At 72.8% G+C, this 17089-nt stretch carries 13 protein-coding genes; 9 read left to right on the plus strand and 4 right to left on the minus strand.

The window, feature by feature from the left end:
• The first annotated feature begins 38 nt into the window (after positions 1–38).
• Complete coding sequence (locus ACFW48_RS15555) at positions 39–1937, plus strand: serine/threonine-protein kinase (RefSeq protein WP_386314764.1); 1899 nt, start codon at positions 39–41, stop codon at positions 1935–1937.
• Positions 1938–1961: 24 nt separating this feature from the next.
• Here the strand turns inward: ACFW48_RS15555 and ACFW48_RS15560 are convergent, their stop codons facing one another.
• The gene (locus tag ACFW48_RS15560) at positions 1962–2717 is read right to left on the minus strand and encodes an SLATT domain-containing protein (RefSeq protein ID WP_386314767.1); all 756 of its coding nucleotides are present in this window, start codon (positions 2715–2717) and stop codon (positions 1962–1964) included.
• A 263-nt stretch (positions 2718–2980) separates the two neighbouring features.
• On the opposite strand from ACFW48_RS15560, the gene ACFW48_RS15565 reads away from it, so the two are divergent.
• The 3 genes from ACFW48_RS15565 to ACFW48_RS15575 all read left to right on the plus strand — a co-directional run bounded on the left by ACFW48_RS15565 (position 2981) and on the right by ACFW48_RS15575 (position 4653).
• Positions 2981–3328 carry a YbaB/EbfC family nucleoid-associated protein gene (locus ACFW48_RS15565; protein WP_079160280.1) on the plus strand — a complete coding sequence of 116 codons (348 nt, stop codon included), beginning with the start codon at positions 2981–2983 and terminating at the stop codon, positions 3326–3328.
• Between the two features lie 73 nt (positions 3329–3401).
• A complete protein-coding gene (gene recR, locus ACFW48_RS15570) occupies positions 3402–4001 on the plus strand; it encodes a recombination mediator RecR (protein WP_007451877.1) in 600 nt (199 codons plus the stop codon).
• Complete coding sequence (locus ACFW48_RS15575; RefSeq protein WP_386314771.1) at positions 3994–4653, plus strand: DUF5063 domain-containing protein; 660 nt, start codon at positions 3994–3996, stop codon at positions 4651–4653. The genes recR and ACFW48_RS15575 overlap by 8 nt, the downstream gene beginning before the upstream one ends.
• Before the next feature lie 301 nt (positions 4654–4954).
• Here the strand turns inward: ACFW48_RS15575 and ACFW48_RS15580 are convergent, their stop codons facing one another.
• Positions 4955–7156, minus strand: a complete 2202-nt coding sequence (locus ACFW48_RS15580) for an FG-GAP-like repeat-containing protein (RefSeq protein WP_386314774.1) — start codon at positions 7154–7156, stop codon at positions 4955–4957.
• Between the two features lie 278 nt (positions 7157–7434).
• On the opposite strand from ACFW48_RS15580, the gene ACFW48_RS15585 reads away from it, so the two are divergent.
• From ACFW48_RS15585 to ACFW48_RS15600, 4 genes are all read left to right on the plus strand, one after another.
• Complete coding sequence (locus ACFW48_RS15585; protein WP_121748211.1) at positions 7435–8712, plus strand: aspartate kinase; 1278 nt, start codon at positions 7435–7437, stop codon at positions 8710–8712.
• Entirely contained in the window at positions 8712–9788 is a 1077-nt protein-coding gene (locus ACFW48_RS15590) for an aspartate-semialdehyde dehydrogenase (protein ID WP_386314778.1), read from the plus strand. Before ACFW48_RS15585 ends, ACFW48_RS15590 begins: the two co-directional genes overlap by 1 nt.
• A 475-nt stretch (positions 9789–10263) precedes the next feature.
• Positions 10264–10842, plus strand: a complete 579-nt coding sequence (locus ACFW48_RS15595) for a SigE family RNA polymerase sigma factor (protein WP_121748213.1) — start codon at positions 10264–10266, stop codon at positions 10840–10842.
• Positions 10839–12062, plus strand: coding sequence for a hypothetical protein (locus ACFW48_RS15600; protein WP_386314781.1), 1224 nt, complete (start codon positions 10839–10841; stop codon positions 12060–12062). Before ACFW48_RS15595 ends, ACFW48_RS15600 begins: the two co-directional genes overlap by 4 nt.
• A 51-nt stretch (positions 12063–12113) precedes the next feature.
• Here the strand turns inward: ACFW48_RS15600 and ACFW48_RS15605 are convergent, their stop codons facing one another.
• Positions 12114–12920, minus strand: a complete 807-nt coding sequence (locus ACFW48_RS15605) for an SURF1 family protein (protein WP_386314784.1) — start codon at positions 12918–12920, stop codon at positions 12114–12116.
• A 133-nt stretch (positions 12921–13053) separates the two neighbouring features.
• On the opposite strand from ACFW48_RS15605, the gene ACFW48_RS15610 reads away from it, so the two are divergent.
• Entirely contained in the window at positions 13054–14910 is a 1857-nt protein-coding gene (locus ACFW48_RS15610; protein ID WP_386314786.1) for a S9 family peptidase, read from the plus strand.
• A gap of 248 nt (positions 14911–15158) precedes the next feature.
• Here the strand turns inward: ACFW48_RS15610 and ACFW48_RS15615 are convergent, their stop codons facing one another.
• Positions 15159–17066: an NAD-binding protein gene (locus ACFW48_RS15615; protein WP_386314916.1), complete on the minus strand. Its 1908-nt coding sequence runs from the start codon at positions 17064–17066 to the stop codon at positions 15159–15161.
• Between the last annotated feature and the right edge of the window lie 23 nt (positions 17067–17089).

Here is a 17089-nt window from a genome sequence, read left to right on the forward strand (position 1 = left end):
GCTCACGTGGGTTCACGTGCGGGGGAAGGCGGCGCGACATGGAGAAGCTCGGGGGCGGGGACCCGATGGGGGTCCCCCCAGGCGTTCAGCACTGGGGGAGAATCGGCGATTACCGGCTGCTGGGGCGGCTCGGTGCGGGCGGTATGGGCCACGTCTACCTGGCCCGCTCGGACCGCGGACGCACGGTCGCCGTCAAGGTGGTGCGCGAGGAACTGGCCGCGCAGGAGGAGTTCCGGGAGCGGTTCCGGCAGGAGGTGGAGTCCGCGCGGCGGGTCGGCGGCCACTGGACGGCGCCCGTGCTGGACGCCGACACCGAGGCCGCCGTGCCGTGGGTCGCCACCGGGTACGTCGCGGGCCCCAGCCTTCAGCAGGTCGTGGGGCACGACCACGGGGCCCTGCCCGAGCGCTCGGTACGCACGCTGGCGGCCGGTCTCGCCCACGCGCTCCAGGACATCCACGCCGCCGGGATCATCCACCGCGACCTCAAGCCGTCCAACGTCCTCGTCACCATCGACGGCCCCCGCGTCATCGACTTCGGCATCGCGCGCGCCCTGCAGACGATGACCGACGGCGGGCTCACCCGCACCGGCGCGCTGGTCGGCTCGCCCGGTTTCATGGCGCCCGAGCAGGTGCGCGGCGACCGCATCACGCCCGCCTGCGACGTCTTCTGCCTCGGTTCCGTCGTCGCCTACGCCGCCACCGGCGAGCTGCCCTTCGGCACCGTCAACAGCGGCGTGCACGCGCTGATGTTCCGCATCGCGCAGGAGGAACCCGACCTGGACGGCGTGCCCGAGAGCATCGCCGACCTCGTACGCGACTGCCTGAAGAAGGACCCCGCCGCACGCCCCGCCCTCGCCGAGGTCCTGGAGCGTACGGGCGCGCAGGACACGGTCGCCGACGGCCGCTCCCGCGACCCCTGGCTGCCCAGCGCGCTGGTGGCGCAGCTCGGCCGGCACGCGGTACGGCTGCTGGACACGGAGAACCCGGAGGCGCCGCCGGGAGCGGCCGGGGCCGCCGCGGTGACCGCCCCGAATCCGGACGCGCCGTCCCCGTCCCCGTCCCCGGAGGGGGAACCGGCCGCCGCGACGCCGGACGGCCCGCCGCCACCGCGCGAGCCGGGCAGCGGCGGCGCCCCGCTGAACCACCTCCCCACACTGGTCGCGGGCCAGAGCCCGCCGACGCCCCCGCCCGCCCACGGCCACCCTCAACAGCCCCAGCCCCCCGCTCACGGCTACGCCCCGGCCTACGGCGCGCCCCCCGGGTACCACCCGTACGGCGGGGGCCTCGGCCCGACCCCGCCCTACGGGCCCCCGCCGCCGTACGGCCCGCCGCAGGCACCGCCCCGAAGAGGCCGCTCCACCGCCCTGCTGATCGTGGTCGCCCTGGTCGTCGCGCTGGGCGCCGGAGGCTCGGTCTACGCCCTGATGAGCGGGGACGACGGCGACAACCGGGTCGGCGACGACCACACGAACAACTCGACGGCCGGCGCACCCCAGAACCCGGGCCCCAGTACGGACGGCTCGGCTCCGACGACCGAGGCCGGCCAGCCGACCACGCCCACGCCCACGTCGTCGAAGCCTCAGAACGGCACGATCCCGACGGCGTACCTGGGCACGTGGACCACGACCATCGACAACGCCTCCGGCGTCCACCCCAGACGGCTGACCATCCAGCAGGGCGACGTGGGCGACACGGTCATGTCGCTCGTCGCGGACGGCCCCGCGGGCAACGGCACCTACCACTGCGTCTTCGAGGCCGACCTCAGCAATGCCCCGGGCTCCGACGGCCCCCTGAACCTCGGCCCCTCCACGGTCACGGTCGGCCCCGCCACCACCTGCGCCCCGGGCGAACCCACCCAGGTCACCCTCCTGCCGAACGGCACCCTGGAACGCACCAACACAAGCACCGGCGAAACGCTGACGTACCGACGCCAGTAGCGCGGCGGCGAAACGCCGGACCGGTCACCGCGGCTCCGGCGGCCGCTGCCGAGGCATGTTCGGCCGAGCCCCGTTCGCCGGCGCCGAAAACCGCCCCGGCACTCCCACCGCCCCCGCTTCCGGCCGCGCCCCGCCCGCGGACACCGCCTGCAACCCCAGCGGCGCCGACCCGGTCCGGAAATCCACCATCCAGTCCGCCGTCTCCGTCCGCACCAGCTCCGTCACGTCCTCCGAGAACCGCCGCAGCACCAGCAGACACCGCTCGGCCGCCTCGCTCGCCGTCCCGTCCGCCGGCCCCAGCACCTCCCGCACGCTCTCCGACGCCCAGTCGAACTGGAGCACCTGGAGCCGCCGCTGCACGGCCTGCGCCGTGGCGACGTCCCGCATCCACCCGGACGTGACCCCGAAATACCGGTCCCCGGCCACGCACGCCACCCCGAACAGCAGCGCCAGATACCCCCACGGAGCGACCCCGCCCACCACCCCGGACATGTCCAGCAGCGGCAGCGCCGCCCCCGCGACCGCCCCCACCGCGGCCCCGCCCCGCAGCATCATGGCGCCCCGCCGCTTCCACACCCGGTCCGCCAGATACCAGGCCGACGTGTCCAGCGCGCCCCGCTCCACCCACCGGTACAGCTCGTCCAGCCGCTCCGCGGGCAGTGCCCAGTCCCCGAGCGGAAACGCCCGCCCGGTGAGGTCGCCCGGCCGCGGCCCGGCCGCCCCCTCACCGCCCCGCCCGTCGTGCGGCGGCCCCTCGGGCTGCATCTCCGGCTGTCCCACCCGGCACTCCCTACTGCTCACCATCTGTGAAGACCTGAAGACCCGCAGACCTCATGCGCCAGCACCTTCCTACCGCCCAATGGGTGGCGAAGCCCTGGGTTCCGCCGCTTTTCCGCCCGGAAGTGGGTGTTGATCAGGTATAGGGCTCCCTCGACGTCACTCGAAAGAGTGCTGGAGCGAGGGCCGCCCGGACCACGTAGGCTCGTGCCGAACGGCAAAAACCCGCGGCGACCCCGCGGCGACAGCGGCGACAGGAGCTGAACGTGATCCCCGGTGGTGGCCAGCCCAACATGCAGCAGCTGCTTCAGCAGGCCCAGAAGATGCAGCAGGACCTCGCCCAGGCCCAGGAGGAACTGGCGAGGACCGAGGTCGACGGCCAGGCGGGCGGCGGCCTGGTGAAGGCCACGGTCACCGGCTCCGGCGAACTGCGCGGCCTCGTGATCGACCCGAAGGCGGTGGACCCGGAGGACACAGAGACCCTCGCCGACCTGGTCGTGGCCGCGGTCCAGGCGGCCAACGAGAACGCGCAGGCCCTCCAGCAGCAGAAGCTGGGCCCCCTCGCCCAGGGCATGGGTGGCGGCGGTACCGGCATCCCCGGCCTGCCTTTCTGAGTTCGCCTTTCTCAGACCGGCCGAAGCCCTCTACCGTACGTAGTGCAGGAACCTCAGGAAGGACGGCAGTCCGTTGTACGAAGGCGTGGTCCAGGACCTCATCGACGAACTCGGGCGGCTGCCCGGCGTCGGTCCCAAGAGCGCGCAGCGGATCGCCTTCCACATCCTCCAGGCGGAACCGACCGACGTACGGCGGCTCGCCCAGGCCCTCATGGAAGTGAAGGCCAAGGTCCGCTTCTGCGCGACCTGCGGGAACGTCGCGCAGGAGGAGCAGTGCAACATCTGCCGCGACACCCGGCGCGACCCCTCCGTCATCTGCGTGGTGGAGGAACCGAAGGACGTCGTGGCCATCGAGCGCACCCGCGAGTTCCGCGGGCGCTACCACGTGCTCGGCGGCGCGATCAGCCCGATCGACGGGGTCGGCCCCGACGACCTCCGCATCCGTGAACTGCTCGCCCGCCTCGCGGACGGCACCGTCACGGAACTGATCCTGGCCACGGACCCGAATCTGGAGGGCGAGGCCACGGCCACGTACCTCGCCCGCATGATCAAGCCCATGGGCCTCAAGGTCACCCGCCTGGCCAGCGGCCTCCCGGTGGGCGGCGACCTGGAATACGCGGACGAGGTGACCCTCGGCCGCGCCTTCGAGGGGAGACGACTCCTAGATGTCTGACGCCACGCTGCACGCGACCAACCAGAACCCCGACGACTTCGCCGTCCAGATCGCCGACCAGATCGAGAGCTTCCTGGTCGCCGTCACCGAGGTGGCGAAGGGCGACGAGCCGGACTCCGCCGTCCCCTTCCTCCTCCTGGAGGTCTCCCAGCTCATGCTGGCCGGTGGCCGCCTGGGCGCCCACGAGGACATCGTCCCCGACGAGCGCTACGAACCCGACCCGGGCCCGGAACTCGACGTGGACGAGCTGCGCGAGAACCTCGCCCGCCTCCTCGACCCGATCGACGTCTACTCCGAGGTCTTCGACCCCTACGAGCCGCGCAAGGCCCCGGTCCCGGCCCGTATCTCCGACGACCTCACCGATGTCATCACCGACCTCCGCCACGGCATGGTCCACTACAAGGCCGGCCGTACCACGGAGGCCCTGTGGTGGTGGCAGTTCTCCTACTTCTCCAACTGGGGCTCCACGGCCTCGGCGGCGCTGCGGGCGCTGCAGTCCGTGGTGGCGCACGTGAGGCTGAACCAGCCCCTCGAGGAACTGGACGGCCTGGACACGGACCAGGGCCTCGGTGACGACACCCTGGAGACGGAGGCCGGCCGGGTCATGGTGGAGGAGATCGCGGGCCCACTGGGCCTGCGCCCGGTCAAGTAAGGGCACCGAGCAGCGCCCTCGCGTCGACGTACTCGCCTCGCACACGATCGGCCCCGCATCGTCGTCCGGCGCCTCGACGAGCCACTCGGCGACCAGCTCCCCACGGATGCCGTCGATCCTTACGGCGTCGAAGTGCACGCCCGCGAGGTGCAGTCGATGTCCGCTGCGATCGTGCAGGAGGCGGACGCCATGACCCGCAGGACCAAGCACCGGCCACAGATGTCCGTCGAGGATTTCGAGGAGCCGGCGGACTGAGACCGGCCCGGGGTGCCCCCACCCCGGGCCGGGAACCCGCCGCCGGTCAGGAGACCGCCGTGTGGTCCGGGTACGTGTCGAGGACGGTGTCGGCCTTCCGGGCGCCGAAGGGCGCGCGCCAGTTGCCGGTGCCCGGGTAGTAGTACGTGTGGTCCGCGCCGTAGGCGTACAGGTCGGGACGGCCGTCCCGGTCGGCGTCGCCGACGCCGACGGTGTACTGGTAGGCGTTCCAGCCGCCGCCGATCCGCGTGCGGGGGGCGAAGGTGCCGTCGCCCTTGCCGAGGTAGAGCCAGAGGACACCGGCCTTGTCGCGGGCGACCAGGTCGCCGGTCGCGGCGCCGCCGATGTCGCCCGTGGCCGTCAGCTCGTTGTAGACGCCCCAGCCGCCGCCGACCCTGGTCCGCTTGCCGAAGGGCGCGCGCCAGTCGCCGGTGCCCTTGTAGAGCCACAGGACGCCGCTCTTGTCGGTGGCCAGGAGGTCGGCCCTGCCGTCGTTGGTGAGGTCACTGCCCGCGGCGATCTTGTCGTAGACGCCCCAGCCGCCGCCGATCCGGCTGCGGGTGGCGAAGGTGCCGTCGCCCTTGCTCAGGTAGAGCCACAGGACGCCCGCCTTGTCGCGGGCGACCAGGTCTCCGTGCGCGGCGCCGCCCAGGTTGCCGGCCGCCTCGATCCGGTCGTAGGTGTTCCAGCCGCCGCCGACGAGCTTCCGCTCCGGTGCCCGGGTGAAGTTCTTGTTCCACGAGTCGAAGTGGGAGTCGGTGCGCCACAGGCGGCCCGACGGGTCGCGGGCCAGGAGGTCCGGGGTGCCGTTGTCCGTGTAGTCGTGCGGAGCGGCCTCGCGGACGACCTCGAAGGTCCCGGACGAGGTCAGGGTCGGGCCGATGCCGTTGCGCGGGCGGGCCGAGATCTCCCAGGTGTAGTCGCCGTTGGGCGCGCTGGCCGTGACCTGGTCCACGTCGCCCCTCCACTCGAAGGTGAAGTTCGTCGGCTCGGGCCCGTAGAAGACGGCCTGCGCGATCTTCCCGGTGCGCTTGTGGCGCAGTGTCACCCACAGCTCCGCGTTGTTCCGCGACAGAGTCCAGCGCAGCTTGATCCGGCCGCCGTCGCGGTCGAGGTCGATCACCGCGGGGACGTTGTGGCCGACGAGGGCGAGCGCGGTCGGTTCGCCGGTGCTCGCGACCAGGGTGGCGGCCGGGATGCCGTCGGCGCCGGGGGCGATGCGGTACAGCCCCTCGCCGTCGGCGACGGTGCCGCCGCGGACGTGGAGGACGCCGTCGGGGGAGGTCGCGGCGGACGTGAGGTGGTCCAGCAGCTTGGTGGTCACCCCGGTCTTCAGGTCGCGGGCGGTCAGGGCGGACAGTGTGGCCTCGTAGTCGTAGGACTGGCCGCCGGGGTCGCCGTACACCAGGAGGTCGCCCTGGAGGCCGACCTCGACGTCCCGGGAGTAGGAACTGGCCAGCGCGATGCGCCGCGTCTCGCCCGTGGCGCGGGTGCGGACGGCGATGCCGGTCCGCTCCGTGCCGTACTCGACCCACGCCACGTACTCCGGCGAGACGGCGATGTCGCCGTTGCCCCTCGGGTCGTCCCGCAGGCCGGTCTCCGCCACGGAGCCGGTGGCCAGGTCGATCAGACCCCAGTACTTCTTGTCGCCGCTGGTGTACGTGACCAGGCCGTGCTTGGAGGTGCCGGCCGAGACCCTGCGGAGAGTCGCGTCGGCCGGGAGGCCGGTGACCGGGGCCCGCCCGCCGTCCCTGGTGTGCATGAGCAGGTCGGCGCCCGCCGGTGCGCTCTTGTCCGTGATGAACAGGGCCTGGCCCGCCGCGCCGGCGTAGTCGAGCCCGGCGGCCGGCTGGGCGAAGACGTCGAAGACCTTGCGTCCGGTGGCCAGGTCCCGCAGTTCCGCCGTGTCGCGGCGGGGCAGTACGGCCACGAGGTCGCCGTAACCGGTGGCCTGCATGGGCAGACTGTCGACCAGATCGGTCACCGCGCCGTCCGAGGCCCGGACCCAGGCTCGATCGTTCTTGGTGTTGTCCCAGGTCAGGTAGCCGGACGCGGTCACTGCCACGATCTTGTGGCCGACCGGGAAGGCGACTGTGGCCGCGTCGGCCGACACCGCCTGCTGTGTCGCCCCCCGCACCGGCGGGGCGGCCACGGCCGGAAGGGCCACAGCGGTGGCGCCGATGGTGGCGGCAAGGACGGCGGTGGCGGTGACGGCGAGCCGTCGGCGCGCCGGACGTGCGTGAGACAAGGCGGTGATCCTCCCCAGGGCGCGGCGCACCACGCGCCGCGGCGGAAGATCAGACTCACCGTCATTCACGGAGGTTGTAGGCGAGAGGCCTTGTGAACGTGTGACTCACGGCACTTTCCCGAGTGACCCGCGCCCTCCTGGGCATGAGCCAGCCTGAGCGAGTACCCAGGTCTCACCATGCGATACCGCAGGGGGGAAACCTGGACGCTCGGTAAAATGAGCCGACCGCAGTACATATACGTACGTGCGGAAAGAGACGGATTGAGCGAGGAGCGCACGTGGGCCTTGTCGTGCAGAAGTACGGAGGCTCCTCCGTAGCCGATGCCGAAGGCATCAAGCGCGTCGCCAAGCGGATCGTGGAAGCGAAGAAGAACGGCAACCAGGTGGTCGCCGTCGTTTCCGCGATGGGCGACACGACGGACGAGCTGATCGATCTCGCCGAGCAGGTATCCCCGATCCCTGCCGGGCGCGAACTCGACATGCTGCTGACCGCCGGAGAGCGTATCTCCATGGCGCTGCTGGCCATGGCGATCAAAAACCTGGGCCACGAGGCCCAGTCGTTCACCGGCAGCCAGGCCGGAGTCATCACCGACTCGGTCCACAACAAGGCCCGGATCATCGACGTGACGCCGGGTCGCATCAAGACCTCGGTGGACGAGGGCAACGTCGCCATCGTGGCCGGCTTCCAGGGCGTCAGCCAGGACAGCAAGGACATCACCACGCTGGGGCGCGGCGGATCCGACACCACGGCCGTCGCTCTCGCCGCCGCGCTCGACGCGGACGTCTGTGAGATCTACACCGACGTCGACGGCGTGTTCACCGCCGACCCGCGCGTGGTGAAGAAGGCGAAGAAGATCGACTGGATCTCCTTCGAGGACATGCTGGAGCTCGCGGCCTCCGGTTCCAAGGTGCTCCTCCACCGCTGTGTGGAGTACGCCCGCCGGTACAACATCCCGATCCACGTCCGGTCCAGCTTCAGCGGACTGCAGGGTACGTGGGTCAGCAGCGAGCCGATCAAGCAAGGGGAAAAGCAGGTGGAGCAGGCCCTCATCTCCGGTGTCGCGCACGACACCTCGGAGGCCAAGGTCACGGTCGTCGGTGTGCCGGACAAGCCGGGCGAGGCGGCCGCGATCTTCCGCGCGATCGCCGACGCCCAGGTCAACATCGACATGGTCGTGCAGAACGTGTCCGCCGCCTCCACGGGCCTGACGGACATCTCCTTCACCCTGCCGAAGACCGAGGGCCGCAAGGCCATCGACGCGCTGGAGAAGAGCCGGGCCGGCATCGGCTTCGACTCGCTGCGCTATGACGACCAGATCGGCAAGATCTCCCTGGTCGGCGCGGGGATGAAGAGCAACCCGGGCGTCACCGCCGACTTCTTCACCGCGCTGTCCGACGCCGGGGTGAACATCGAGCTGATCTCGACCTCCGAGATCCGTATCTCGGTCGTCACCCGCAAGGACGACGTGAACGAGGCCGTCCGCGCCGTGCACACCGCCTTCGGGCTGGACTCCGACAGCGACGAGGCCGTCGTCTACGGAGGCACCGGGCGCTGATGGTCGACATCGCGGGTGCCGGGCGCACCGGGCGGCCGACCCTGGCCGTCGTCGGAGCGACCGGCGCCGTCGGTGCGGTCATGCTCCAGATCCTGTCCCAGCACGCGGACGTCTGGGGTGAAATCCGCCTGATCGCCTCGCCGCGCTCGGTCGGCCGCAAGCTGGCCGTGCGCGGTGAGGAGGTCGAGGTGGTGGCGCTCACCGAGGAGGCCTTCGACGGGGTCGACGTCGCCATGTTCGACGTACCCGACGAGGTCTCCGCCCAGTGGGCGCCGGTCGCCGCCGCCAAGGGTGTGGTGGTGGTCGACAACTCCGGCGCGTTCCGGATGGACCCGGACGTGCCGCTCGTCGTGCCCGAGGTCAATCCGCACGCCGTGCGGATGCGCCCGCGCGGGATCGTCGCCAACCCCGACTGCACGACGCTGTCCATGATCGTGGCGCTGGGCGCGCTGCACGCCGAGTTCGGGCTGCGCGAGCTGGTCGTCTCCTCGTACCAGGCGGTGAGCGGTGCCGGGCGGGACGGCGTTCAGACGCTGCGCCGGCAGCTGTCCCTGGTGGCCGGGACCGAGCTGGGGACCAGCCCGGGCGACGTGCGGCGGGCCGTCGGCGACGACACCGGGCCGTTCCCGGAGCCGGTCGCGCTGAACGTCGTACCGTGGGCCGGGTCGCTGAAGGACGACGGCTGGTCGTCGGAGGAGATGAAGGTGCGGGACGAGTCCCGCAAGATCCTCGGGCTGCCGCAGCTGCCGGTGGCGGTGACGTGCGTACGGGTCCCCGTGGTCACCACGCACTCGCTGACCGTGCACGCCCGCTTCGAGGGCGAGGTCACCGTCGACAGGGCCCGGGAGATCCTGGCCACCGCGCCCGGCGTCGTCCTCTTCGACAACCCGGCCGCGGGCGAGTTCCCCACCCCCGCCGACGTGGTGGGCACCGACCCGACCTGGGTCGGCCGGGTGCGGCGGGCCCTGGACGACCCGACGGCGCTCGAACTCTTCGTCTGCGGGGACAACCTGCGCAAGGGGGCCGCCCTGAACACCGCGCAGATCGCGGAGCTGGTGGCGGCCGAGTTCGCCTGAACAGGGATCAGAGGGATAAAAGCCCTGGCCTCTGTGGGGTTTGTTCGTAGGAGCCATGAACGAGATGTGATCCGGAAATTGGTCCGGACTACTTGTACCCGGCACCTGTGGCATCAGAGGATTTCCTCCCCGCCCTCCGCAACCGTGCGAAGGGCGGGGAGCGTCTTTGCGGTCACCCATTCAGGGCGCGGGGACGCGTGAGTCGGCGTGGGGACGCCGAGGACGGGCGTGGGGACGCTCGTTCACATGGGACATAGGGGAAGAGCGGGACGATGAGGGCCTATGACGCACCGTCAGCCGGGTGGCTGCCCGACAGCCGCGAGAACGTGACGCCCGGCACGTACAACCCTCACGGGGGTGAGCGTGTCCAACTGGCGTGGCAGAGGTACTCGAATTCACCGCAGGAACGCGGGGCGCGGCTCTGCGCCCGCCCAGCCGGTCCGTCCGTCCCCGTGTGGCCGGTCCGGCCGGTGGCATGCCGGTGATCGCGCCCATGCCCGCAGCGCGGCCGGCCCGCATATCGAACCAGCGCGACGGCGCGGACGAGGACGCGGTGGCGGCGGGTACCACCGTCGACCACCTCACCGAGACGTACCGGGCGCACTACCGGTCGCTGCTCGGCCTCGCCGCCCTCCTCCTCGACGACACCGCCTCCTGCGAGGACGTCGTCCAGGAGGCCTTCATCCGTGTCCACTCGGCGCGCAAACGCGTCCGCGACCCGGAGAAGACCCTGGCGTACCTGCGTCAGACCGTCGTCAATCTCTCGCGTTCGGCGCTGCGCCGCCGCATCCTCGGCCTCAAGCTGCTCTCCAAGCCGATGCCGGACATGGCGAGCGCGGAGGAGGGCGCCTACGACCAGCTGGAGCGCGACTCCCTGATCAAGGCGATGAAGGGACTCCAGCGCCGCCAGCGCGAGGTCCTGGTCCTGCGCTACTTCGCGGACATGACCGAGGCGCAGGTCGCCGAGACGCTCGGCATATCCCTCGGCTCGGTCAAGGCGTACGGGTCGCGCGGCATCGCGGCGCTCAGGGTGGCCATGGAGGCACCGGCATGAGCGACGGCAACGACGCGCGGCGCGACGCCCGCGACGAGCACCGCCCCCGGGTGGGGGACGCGCCGACCGAGCCGACCGGCCCGGCCGGGCTGATCGGGCAAGAGCAGCCGAAGCACACGCACGCTGGGAACGGAACTGTGAACCACGGCCCCGCCGAACAGGGCCCCGACGCTCAGGAGCCCCCCGCTCAGGGACCCGACGGGCTCGACTCCGACGAGCTGGCCCTGCGCAGGATGCTGCACCGCGCCGTCCAGGACGTGGAGCCGGGCGACGGCACCCTGGACCACCTGCGCCGCGCGGTGCCCGCCCGGCGGGCCCGCAAGCGCCAGGCCGCCGTCGGTGTGGCGGCCGCCGCCCTCTTCCTCGGCACGGCGGTCCCGGCCCTCGTGCACGTCTCGGATGCCACCGGCCGGGGGGCCGACCCGTCCGTCGCGGGCCACGCCTCGCAGGCCCAGGGCGGTGTCTCCCAGGGCAAGGACCCGGCCGGCGGCCAGAGCGGCATCGCCGGCTCCGCGGGCACGGACGAGGGCAAGGACAAGGCCGGTCCGAAGGAGACGCCCGACAAGGACGAGGAGAGCGGCGCCGCGACGGGCTCGGCCCCGGGCGCCGACCCCTCCGCCAGTACCACCGCCGACATCCCCGCGTGTACGGCGAAGCAGCTCGGCCCGGCCGTCGCGAGCAGCGCCGCCCCCGACTCCACGGGCGTGGTCTACGGTTCCTTCCGCGTCACCAACGTCTCCTCGGACGGCTGCACCGTCGTCGGCCCCGGCAGCGTGGTCACCACCCCGCAGGGCGCGGCGGACGCCGCGAAGATCGGCACGGCACGGCACGTGGCCGGGGACGCCGCGGCCGGACTGCCCGACCCGTCCCTGGAGACCGCCACGCTGACACTGGCGCCCAGCTCCGCGTACGAGGTGCGGTTCGCCTGGGTGCCCTCGGAGACCTGCCCCACCACCGGCGGCACCACGGGGGGCGGCACCGGCGGACCCTCGCCGGACCCCTCGCCCACCGAGGACACGACCGCCGAGGGCGGCGCCTCCACGAGCGGCGGCGGCGACGCCGGCGCCACGCCCCAGCTGGTCACCGAGGACGGCCCGGCCGACGGGAGCGTGTCGGTGACGTACACCCCGGAGGGCGGCGCCGGTTCGGCGACGGCCACGGTGTCCGACGCGTGCGCGGGGACGGTGTACTGGACGGGTGTGCTGGCGGCGACAACGTAGCCTCGCCGGCGGGCGCCCCGGGCGCCCGCGGGCTCTGCCGACCGTCCGGCGTCAGACGCCGGACGGGGCGGGGTGCGGCTCCGGCTCGTCCTCCGAAGCCAGGCCCAGCTCCGCGTCACGGGCGAGTTCGACCTCGCGGCGCAGCAGCCGGAACCACATGAAGATCACGAATCCCACGAAGGCGAACCACTCGGCGGTGTAGCCGAGGTTCTGGAACGCCTTGAGGTCCAGCCCGGTGTTCTGCGGAGCGCTCACGGGTACGGCGCGCATCCCGGAGTCGCCCTCGTTGAGCGTGACCCACGCGTCGTACACGTCGTACGGCACGAGGTTCAGCAGGGTCGCCGCGCTGATCGCGCCGGTCTGCCCGGCCGGCCATCCGGTGCGGCCGCTGACGCCGTTGGCGCCGACCGACTCGGCCGCCTGGAGCGCGCCGGTGACGGTGACCTCGCCGGTGGGCGGGGCCGGGGCCTTCGCCGGGTCGGGCTCGCCGGGCAGCCAGCCGCGTACGACGGGCAGAGCCTTGCCGGCGTCGGTGCGCAGCAGGGTGAGGACGTAGTAGCCCTCCCGGCCGTCCAGCTCCCGCTCCGGGACGAGCAGCTGGTCGTCGTACCGGCCGCGCACGGTGGTCTGGTCGCCGACCGTCGCCTTGTCCACGGGCAGCAGCTCCGCCAGCGGGCGGGCCGCCTCCCCGCGGGCCGACTCGTCCTGCGTGGTGGCGGTCTCGTGGTCCTGCACCCGGTCCTCGAACCGGCCGAGCTGCCAGGAACCCATGAAAATGCAGAAGGGGATGGCCAGGACGACGAAGACGTTGATCCCCCACCATCGGGGCGTCAGCAGAAACCGGTACACGCCCTCCACGGTACGGTGCGCGCCCCCGCGGCCCGTTCTCGGGGCTGTGGATAAACGTCGGACAGAGCCGGGCCGGGGGGAGTTGTCCACAGGCTGGGGATCCGGTCCGCGCTTTGTCACCGGGACGGGGCAGTATGGGGCCATGACTGAGAGCAACGGGTCCGTGTCACCGGACCAGCGGCGGGGACAGGGCAGCGCGGGGGAAGACCGGCAGGTCGCGGAGATGCCCGACTGGGAGAAGCGGTTCCGGGCGCCGCGGGTGTCGCTGCCCGACTGGGCCGAGGACGCACCGGACCGCTCCCTGTTCGTGTCGAACGCGACGGGGACGTACGAGCTGTACGCCTGGGACCGGTCGACCGGCGAGCAGCGCCAGGTCACCGACCGGCCCAACGGCACGACGGACGGAGTGCTCTCGCCGGACGGCGACTGGATCTGGTGGTTCGACGACAAGGACGGCGACGAGTTCGGCGTCTGGCGCCGCCAGCCCTTCCCGGGCGGCGAGGACGAACTCGCGGTGCCGGGACTCGACCCCTCCTACCCGGCGGGCCTCGCCCTCGGCCGGGACGGGCGTACGGCGGTGATCGGCCGCTCGACCGACGAGGACGGTACGACGATCCACCTCGCGTACGCGGGCGGACCCCCGGCGGAGATCTACCGGCACCGCGAGTCCGCGGGCGTCGGCGACCTCTCCCACGACGGCACGCTGATCGCCATCGAGCACACCGAGCACGGCGACGCCATGCACTCGGCGCTGCGCGTCCTGCGCCCCGACGGCTCGACGGTCGCCGAGCTGGACGACACGGAGGGCGGCGAGGAGGAGCTGGGCCTGGAGGTCCTCGGCTTCGCGCCGGTCGACGGCGACACCCGCCTGCTCATCGGCCACCAGCGCCGGGGCCGCTGGGAGCCCCTGGTGTGGGACGTGGCGACGGGCGAGCAGACCGACCTCGCCCTGGAGCTGCCCGGCGACGTCAGCGCCGAGTGGTACCCGGACGGCAGCGCCCTGCTGATCGTGCACGGCTTCGAGGCCCGCAGCGAACTGTTCCGCTACGACTTCGCCGAGCGCGAGCTGGTCGAGATCGAGACCCCGGCCGGCACGGTCTCCGGGGCGACGGCCCGCCCGGACGGCAGCGTGGAGTACCTGTGGTCGTCGGCCGCCGAGCCGTCGGCGGTGCGCTCCACCACCGGGCGGGTCGTCCTTGACCCGCCCGGCATGAAGTCGCCCGGCTCGGTTCCGGTGGAGGACGTGTGGGTGGACGGCCCGGGCGGCCGCATCCACGCCCTGGTCCAGAAGCCGGCCGGCACGACCGGACCACTGCCGACGGTCTTCGACATCCACGGCGGCCCGACCTGGCACGACAGCGACGCCTTCGCCGCCGGCCCCGCCGCCTGGGTCGACCACGGGTACGCGGTGGTCCGCGTCAACTACCGCGGCTCCACCGGGTACGGCCGTGCCTGGACCGACGCCCTCAAGCACCGGGTCGGTCTCATCGAGCTGGAGGACATCGAGGCGGTGCGCGAGTGGGCGGTCACCTCCGGCCTCGCGGACCCCGAGCGGCTGATCCTCACCGGCGGCTCCTGGGGCGGGTACCTCACCCTCCTCGGCATCGGCACCCGGCCCGAGGCGTGGACGCTGGGCATCGCCGCCGTCCCGGTCGCCGACTACGTCACCGCGTACCACGACGAGATGGAGGGCCTGAAGGCCCTCGACCGCACCCTCCTCGGCGGCACCCCCGAAGAGGTCCCGGACCGCTTCGAGGCGTCCTCGCCACTGACCTACGTCGACCAGGTCAAGGCCCCGGTCTACATCTCCGCCGGCGTCAACGACCCGCGCTGCCCGATCCGCCAGGTCGAGAACTACGTCGAGCGCCTGGAGGCGAGGGGCGCGGCCCACGAGGTGTACCGCTACGACGCGGGGCACGGGTCACTGGTCGTGGACGAGCGCATCAAGCAGGTCCGGCTGGAACTGGACTTCGCGGAACGGTATCTGCCGCGCAGCTAGGTGTGCTGTCCGGAGAGGTTGGTGACGCGGGGCGTAGCACGCGCGTCCGCGGCGTTGTCGTCGGTTGCCAGGGCTCCGCCCTGCCGCCCTCCTGCGCCTTGCGGCCGCACGCACCACGCCCCGCTCGGGTGGACTGAAAGGCGCGGTCTCTCTCAGCCGACCTGATCCAAACGACAGGCCCTGGCCGGGGCGCAGGCCGGGGGACCAGGGGCGGGGCCCTTGGCGGGGTCGCGGGGGGGGCTTCGCCCCTACAGCCCCGTCCCCTGCCGCGTCCGCCGCCCCAGCAGCTCGGCCAACCCCCGCCGCGTCGCCGCCAGCACCACCCGGTCCTCGCTCCGCAGGACATACGTGTCGGGCACCTCCCACACCAACCTGGACTCCCGAGCCGCCTCGCCGTCGGCACCCGCGCCGGCGGGCCGCTCCCCGTCGGCGACCTCCCCGTCGGAGACCTCCAGGGCCAGCACCCGCCACGCCCCCGCCCGAAACGCCTCGCCGACCGTCTTCCCCTCCAGCTGCGGATGCCCGGCCACCTTCACCGCCGCGAACAGCAGCACCCGCCGCTCGACGGGGATCGCCCCCAGGATCTGGCGGCCCATCATCGCCCCGGCGAACGCGGGCGCGGACAGGTGGGTCACACTGCGGCTCCGGGTGAGCGCGCCCGGGTGCGCGGCGCGCAGGGTGCGGTACACGGCGGTCGCGAAGTCGTCGTCGTACAGGCGCAGCACCACTCGCAGGCGGGACCGTACGGAGCGGGCGTACAGCACGGCCTCCAGGTTGGTCGTGTCCACGCTGGTCAGGGCGAGCAGCGAGTGCGCGCGGTGGATCTTGGCGGCCTCCAGGACGCCCTCCTGGGTGACGTCCCCGAGCACCACCGGCACCCGCAGCCGCCGTGCGGTCGCCATGCCGCGCGCCTCGGGGTCGGCCTCCACGCACACCACGGGGATGTCCATCTCCCGCAGCCGGGTCAGCACACGGGTGCCGATCTTGCCGAGACCGAGCAGGACGACATGCCCGCCGAGACCGCGCGGCGGCTTCCGTACCGTGGAGGCGTTGCGGAAGGTCCCGAGGGCTTCGAGTACGGCGGCCAGCAGCACCGGCAGCAGCAGCAACCCGACGAATCCGGACAGCAGTTGCAGCACCTGCCGTCCCGCGTCGTCGTTGTGCGCGGGCTCGTTGATGGCGAACAGATCGAGCAGCGTCACGTACGTGGCGTGCAGCGGATGGTCACCGGTGACCACCATCAGCGCCACCGCGAGCGCGACCACGCAGGCGCCCAGACCGGCCAGCGACCAGCGCAGCCGCCGCGAGAACAGCTCACCGAACGGGGGCACGCCGGCGCGTGCGGCGGGCAGTGGCGGACCGGCGTAGGACACCTGCTCCAGGGCGACGGTGGCGCGTCCGGTGGCCGCCTCCACCGCCGCCGCGTCGGGCAGCAGTTGCGGCCCCTGGTCTCCGCTGCCCTCCGAACCGTCGGCGCCGGCCGGGTCGGTGCTCGTCGCGGAGAGCAGCGCGAGGGTGCACAGCCCGGGGTCGGCCACCTCGCCGGGCCGGGGCGGCTGCCGTTCCACCGCGCGCAGCAGCAGCCCGTCCGTCTCGACGACCTTGCTGGTGCCGACGAGGGCGGTCGCGGCCAGCGCGGGCGCGGCAGTGTCGGCGTCGGACAGTACGGTCGTCGAGGTACCGGCGCCGTCGAGCCCGGCGTCCCGTGGATCGCCGCCGGTCGCCAACGCGGCGCTCTGGTCGAGGAGGTCCTCGATGTGCCGGCCGAGGCGGCGGTTGTACAGCCGCAGGACCAGGCGCAGCCGGGGGTTGAGCCGACGGGCGGTCAGCGCGGCGCGGATGTTGGTCTCGTCGTCGTCGTACACGAGGGCCAGCGCGGCCGCCCGGTCCACGCCCGCCTCCGCCAGCACCTCGTCGGTCGGCTCGGCGGCCTCCAGTTCGCGCCCGGCGCCGTTCGGTTCGACGTTGCCCGAGCGGTTGACGGCCGCGTTGACCATGTCCAGCAGCGCGGCCGAGGCCGCGCGGGCCCGCCCGACGACCGGCTGACGCACCCGGCGCCCGGAGGGCGGGACGACGAGGGTGACCTGTTCGCGGTACACACCGCGCAGTTCGGCGGCCAGCCGGTGCGCCAGACCGTCGTCGCCGCACACCACCATGTGCGCGTACGCGTCACCTTGCG

Origin of the sequence: Streptomyces sp. NPDC058812 (assembly GCF_042744565.1) — a bacterium.
Taxonomy (GTDB): domain Bacteria; phylum Actinomycetota; class Actinomycetes; order Streptomycetales; family Streptomycetaceae; genus Streptomyces; species Streptomyces thinghirensis.

Excerpts from the sequence above, each read along its gene's own strand:
- ACFW48_RS15555 (WP_386314764.1), top strand. The coding sequence starts at position 39 with ATGGAGAAGCTCGGGGGCGGGGACCCGATGGGGGTCCCCCCAGGCGTT.
- ACFW48_RS15575 (WP_386314771.1), top strand. The coding sequence starts at position 3,994 with ATGTCTGACGCCACGCTGCACGCGACCAACCAGAACCCCGACGACTTC.
- ACFW48_RS15590 (WP_386314778.1), top strand. The coding sequence starts at position 8,712 with ATGGTCGACATCGCGGGTGCCGGGCGCACCGGGCGGCCGACCCTGGCC.
- ACFW48_RS15595 (WP_121748213.1), top strand. The coding sequence starts at position 10,264 with ATGCCGGTGATCGCGCCCATGCCCGCAGCGCGGCCGGCCCGCATATCG.
- ACFW48_RS15600 (WP_386314781.1), top strand. The coding sequence starts at position 10,839 with ATGAGCGACGGCAACGACGCGCGGCGCGACGCCCGCGACGAGCACCGC.
- ACFW48_RS15610 (WP_386314786.1), top strand. The coding sequence starts at position 13,054 with ATGACTGAGAGCAACGGGTCCGTGTCACCGGACCAGCGGCGGGGACAG.
- ACFW48_RS15615 (WP_386314916.1), bottom strand. The coding sequence starts at position 17,066 with ATGGTGGTGTGCGGCGACGACGGTCTGGCGCACCGGCTGGCCGCCGAA.